This is a genomic window from Sinomonas soli (assembly GCF_054782415.1).
The window spans coordinates 1-4,653 of the sequence record NZ_BAAGSN010000018.1 but is presented as its reverse complement, the minus strand read 5'-3'; the positions used below and the strand labels follow the sequence as shown (position 1 = coordinate 4,653).

The following is a 4,653-nucleotide window of genomic DNA, read 5'->3' as shown; positions in this document are numbered from 1 at the left end:
CCGGAACCTCCGGTGCCTTCGCCGCCTGGAGCCTGCGCACCGAGGCGGTGCCCGGGCCGCTGGCGGACACCGCCAAGGCGCTGGCCCGCACGGCCCAGCTGCGCCGCTTCCCGCCCCGGGTCGAGCACGCGCCGATGCCGAGCGCGAAGGGCGCGGGCATGCTGCTCATGCAGACCTCCGTGGGGCCGTCCACGGCAGCCGGGCACGCCCTGCTGCTGGCCCAGCTGCGCAACACCATGCGCGCCATCCACGACATGCACAAGACCGCCGGCAGGCTCGGCGACGCCGAGCGGGTCAGGGCCGCGGCCATGGACAAGCTCACCATCGTCCGCGGAGACCTCCAGGCCCTCCAGACCCAGCACGCGACCGCGCAGGCCCCGCCCTCCGCCGGGTCCCGCTGGCTCGCCGCTGCCCCGCGCGTGGAGAGCGAGGAGGAGAAGGTGCAGCGCCTCGTCGCCCAGGCATTCCCTGGGGCACCGACCCAGGCTCCTGGGGCCGCCCCGGAGCGGACCGTGGGGCCCGAGCCCACGCCCGGCAGGGACAAGGACCGAGGACGGGGCCGCTGACCATGCCGGCAGGGCCGCTCCCCAGTCATGAGCGGCGGCCGGCTGGCTCCAGGGGACTGTCTCGCGTCCGTTGACCTGCGGCCGTTCGGATCGGGCTGTGCCCCCAGTGCCCGGCTACCTGGTACCGGGTGCTCGGAGTCGGTGGAGCCGGCTCCAGCGGCGCTGGTGTGGGGCCAGATCGGGGTGGCAGTGGTTCTGGTGCAGCCTCATCAGGGCCTCCAGCGTCGGCGGGCCGGTCCGTGTGCGGTCGAAGGCGCACAGTGCGGTGATGGGGTGGGCCTTCATGAGTGTTCCGGCCTCGTCCTCCCACCGGGTCCATGCCTCCAGCTGCTCCGGGCGTGAGGCAAGGGCCGTGTTGTCGGCGGCGATGCACAGGCCGGTGTAGCCCAGGGCGGCCGCCTCTGCCAGGGTGGCTTCGAAGGCGGCGCGCGTCCAGGTGGGGCCGATGACGCGGGTGCTGCCGTAGGCCTCGGCGGTGCTCAGGAGCAGGAGGTCGCCGCGTTCGAGCAGGCGCTTGGGCCAGCGGCTGGCCTTGGGGTCCTCGCTGATGAGGATCTGCCGTTCACCGCGGATGTGCCCCTGCACCAGGAACGAGGCGACGCGTCCTTCGAACTCTGCTAGGCCGGGGTAGGCCCAGGCGAGGTGTCGGGCGGGGCCGGGGGCCGCGGCCGTCGGGAGGCCGGTGTGTGCGCGCAAAAGGGGGGTCCTTCTCGGGATGCGGTGCGGGTGGCCAGTTCCGTCGCAGCCGCTGCCCCGGCGCGCCCTCGTCTGGACGTTGCCGGCCATGCTAGCGCGACGGTGGGCGGGGAGCTTGGGCCATTGGGCCTGTTCCGGCTGGGTCCATTGGCGCTCGGCGCCGGCGGCGGTGTTGGTTCTGGTGGGGGGCTCAGTCGAGCTTCTCTCCGGTGCCGGGGGACTTCGTGGCGGTGGCGAGGGTGGGGGCGTATCCGGTGGCGGCGGCCTCGATGGTGATGGTGACCTGATTGGTGGAGGTGCGGTAGAGGCTGTACTTGTTCTCGGGGTAGTGGCCGGGGCCGGTTCCGTTGTCGAAGTAGATGGTCTGGGACTGCTGGGGGGCGAGGGTGAGGCCGTCGAGCTTCTGGTAGTAGGACTCGGTCTTGCCGGTGGCGGTGTCCTTCATCGTGTAGTAGGCCTGCAGGCCGGTCATCGGCTGGGCTGTGGTGTTGGTGAGGGTGAACTGGATCCGGTCGGGGACGGGGGCCTTGGTGGTGGGGTCGGTGTTGTTCTCGGCGATGGCGTCGGCGATGGCGAGGCCGGTCTTGGTGCCGGTGGTGGGGATGGGGTTGGAGGTGGCGGGCAGGACCGTGGCGGCCGGTGCCGAGCTCGCGGGGGCCGGGCTGGATGCGGTGGCGCTGCAGCCGGTGAGCGCGGCGAGGCCGATCAGGGCGGCGGCGAAGGCGGCTGCGGGGCGGTGGGGGGTGGGCATCAGTTGGCCTTTCGTAGGAGGGTCTTCTTGCGGCCTGCTGCGAGGGCGGCGAGGGCGGCGGCGGCGAGGCCGGCCAGGAGCCAGAGGGTGTTGTTGAATGTCCCGGCCCACACCTGCGTGAGGGGCTGCTGGTTGTACTGGTTCTTGATGCCGAGGTAGGCGAAGGCGGCTCGTTCGTACTGCTTGGTCAGGGAGGTCTGCTCGATGAGGTCGCGGGCGGTCTCGTAGCCGGTGAAGTGGGCCATGACGGCCTGTTCGTGGGCCTTGTCGACCTGGAGGCTGGCGAAGAGGCCGCCGGGGACCTGGTTGTCGGGGTCCATGGTGTCCCCGATCTGGGGGATGACCAGGACCACGGTGAGCCAGAGGACGAGGGCGATGACGAGGCCGGTGCCGGGGCGGCGGCCGAGGGAGGCCAGGGCCATGGCGGCCAGGGTCCACAGGGTGAGGTAGGCGGCAGTGTGGGCTGCGGCGAAGGCGAGCCGGGCGTAGTCGGCGCCCTGAAGGGGGGCGTCGGCCACGAGCAGGAGGGTGGCGGTGATGACGGTGAACAGGGCGGCGGAGACGGCGGTCCAGACCAGGGCGGCGGCGAGGGCCTTGCCGCCGATCAGGGCGTGCCTGCGCAGGGGCCGGGTGAGCAGCAGCGGGAGGGTCTGGCCTTCCCTCTCCCGGGCGATCATGGTGTGGCCCAGGACGAGGGCGAAGAGGCTGCCGACGATCTCGAGGTACTCGATGCCGGCGCGGAGCATCTGCAGGGGGAACAGCTGCGGTGCCGGGGCGGTGACGGGGCTGCCGGCGGCCGTGAGCGCATCGACGTAGCGGTGGTAGTCGGCGAGCTTGACCCTGAAGTCCGCCGAGGCGACCACCACCGAGATGACGACGACGGCGGCCAGGAACACGCACAGGGCCAGGAGGAAGCGGCTGCGGCGCAGCGCGGTGAGCTCCTTGCCGGCGATCACGGTCAGGTCAGTCATGCAGGGCGCTCCTGGTCCGGCTGCGGCGGGTGGCGACCACGGCGGCGCAGCCGAGAGCGGCCGCCGTGGTGAGGGTGAGGAGGCCGCCGGCCGGGTCTGCGGCGGCCTGCGGGCCGCCCAGGAGGGCGGAGGCGGCCTGTTTGAACTGCTCGCCGAGGGAGAGCGGAGCGGTCAGGGCCGCGGTGAGGGCGAACAGTCCCGTCCGGTCTGCCGGGGGAGGGGCGACGGGGTTGAGGAGGCTGACCGGGTGCGCTGCGGTGCCGAGCAGGGGCAGGACGAAGACCACGACGCTCCAGAGCACAATGGGCAGCAGCAGCGCCGTGGCGGCGGTTCGGGAGTATGTCCCGGAGAGCATCCCGAGGGCGATGAAGGGCAGCAGGAACAGCCAGCCCAGCCCGTACAGCGCGGCGAGGCGGGCGCAGTCGCCGAGACCCAGCAGGTGCCCGGCGACGGCGCTGACGCAGGCGATGCTGATCAGTGCGGAGGCCGCCATGAGTCCGAGCATCGCGAGGGCGGTCCCGGCGAGCTTGGCCCCGAGGTACCCGGCCGGGGACCCCGGGCGGGCCAGGATCAGGTCTGCGGTGCGGGCCTGCCGGTCCCGCAGGGTGGAGCGGGCGCCGACGACGATGGCGAGCAGGGCGCCGATGAGGACGATGTAGACCACCGTGTTGCGTGCGTAGTACAGCGGCGGGAGCGCGTCGAAGGGGTTCGCCGCGGCGGTGAGCTGCTGCGCGACGGCCTCCCGGTAGACGGCGGAGACGGTGCCCCGGGCGGAGGAGCCGATGAACGCCGCGGCTGCGGTCATGGCGACGAAGACGGCCAGCAGCAGGTGGGGGAGCCTCTCCCGGCGCAGGCACAGCAGCTCGTGGGCGACGGCGGCCGTCCACGGGCTCATGCCTGCCCCGCCTCTGCCTGCCCCGCTGCGGCCTGCTGTGTTCGGGTGTGGCCGGCTTCGATGTGGAGGTAGATGTCCTCCAGGCTCTCCCGGTCGGGGAACGCCTCGAGCGTGGCGGCGACGGAGTCCTGGTAGACCAGGGTGCCGGAGCTGAGGATGCCGATGCTGGTGCAGGTGCGGGTGACCTCGGAGAGCAGGTGGGTGTTCATGAAGACGGTCATGCCCAGGTCCATGTTGACGCGGGTGATGGTCTCGCGGAGGTTCGCCACCCCTTGGGGGTCCAAGCCGGAAGTGGGCTCGTCGAGGAACACCACTGATGGTTCGTGCAGGATGGCCTGGGCGATGCCGGCGCGCTGGCGCATGCCCTTGCTGAAGGTGCCCATCCTCCGGTGCCCGTGGCCGGTGAAGTCCAGGAACCCCAGGACCTCGCGGATGCGGGCCTGGGGGCGGCGGAGGCCGGAGAGGCGTGCGAAGAATGCAAGGTTCTCGTCCAGGGTGAGGGCGTCGTAGAACTGGACGTTCTCGGGCAGGTACCCGATGCTGCGCCGTACCCCGGCCGGGTCGGAGGCGGTGTCGTGGCCGGCGATGACGGCCGTGCCGGCGGTCGGGGCCAGCAAGGTGGTGAGGATGTTCACCGTGGTGGTCTTCCCTGCCCCGTTGTGGCCGAGCAGGCCGAAGACGTCCCCGGCCGGGACGGTCAGGTCCAGGCACTTCAGTGCCTGGTGGGGCCCGTACGCCTTGGACAGTGCCGTCGTGGTGATCGCCGCCTCGCTC

At 72.2% G+C, this 4,653-nt stretch carries 5 protein-coding genes and 1 pseudogene; 1 reads left to right on the top strand and 5 read right to left on the bottom strand.

All coding sequences use genetic code 11. The features are described from left to right. Positions 1–566, top strand: a pseudogene (locus ACYVKZ_RS17570) (hypothetical protein); the annotation flags it as partial. Positions 567–680: 114 nt separating this feature from the next. On the opposite strand, the gene ACYVKZ_RS17565 reads toward ACYVKZ_RS17570, so the two are convergent. From ACYVKZ_RS17565 to ACYVKZ_RS17545, 5 genes are all read right to left on the bottom strand, one after another. Then, positions 681–1,262, bottom strand: coding sequence for an MEDS domain-containing protein (locus ACYVKZ_RS17565; RefSeq protein WP_460993547.1), 582 nt, complete (start codon positions 1,260–1,262; stop codon positions 681–683). A 190-nt stretch (positions 1,263–1,452) separates the two neighbouring features. Further along, positions 1,453–2,013, bottom strand: a complete 561-nt coding sequence (locus tag ACYVKZ_RS17560; RefSeq protein ID WP_334172994.1) for a hypothetical protein — start codon at positions 2,011–2,013, stop codon at positions 1,453–1,455. Beyond that, positions 2,013–2,984, bottom strand: coding sequence for an ABC transporter permease subunit (locus ACYVKZ_RS17555; protein WP_334172995.1), 972 nt, complete (start codon positions 2,982–2,984; stop codon positions 2,013–2,015). Before ACYVKZ_RS17555 ends, ACYVKZ_RS17560 begins: the two co-directional genes overlap by 1 nt. Beyond that, entirely contained in the window at positions 2,977–3,879 is a 903-nt protein-coding gene (locus tag ACYVKZ_RS17550) for an ABC transporter permease (protein ID WP_460993546.1), read from the bottom strand. The genes ACYVKZ_RS17555 and ACYVKZ_RS17550 overlap by 8 nt, the downstream gene beginning before the upstream one ends. Next, positions 3,876–4,653: ABC transporter ATP-binding protein (locus tag ACYVKZ_RS17545; protein WP_460993545.1), on the bottom strand; the 778-nt coding region annotated here is incomplete at its 5' end. The genes ACYVKZ_RS17550 and ACYVKZ_RS17545, both read right to left, overlap by 4 nt.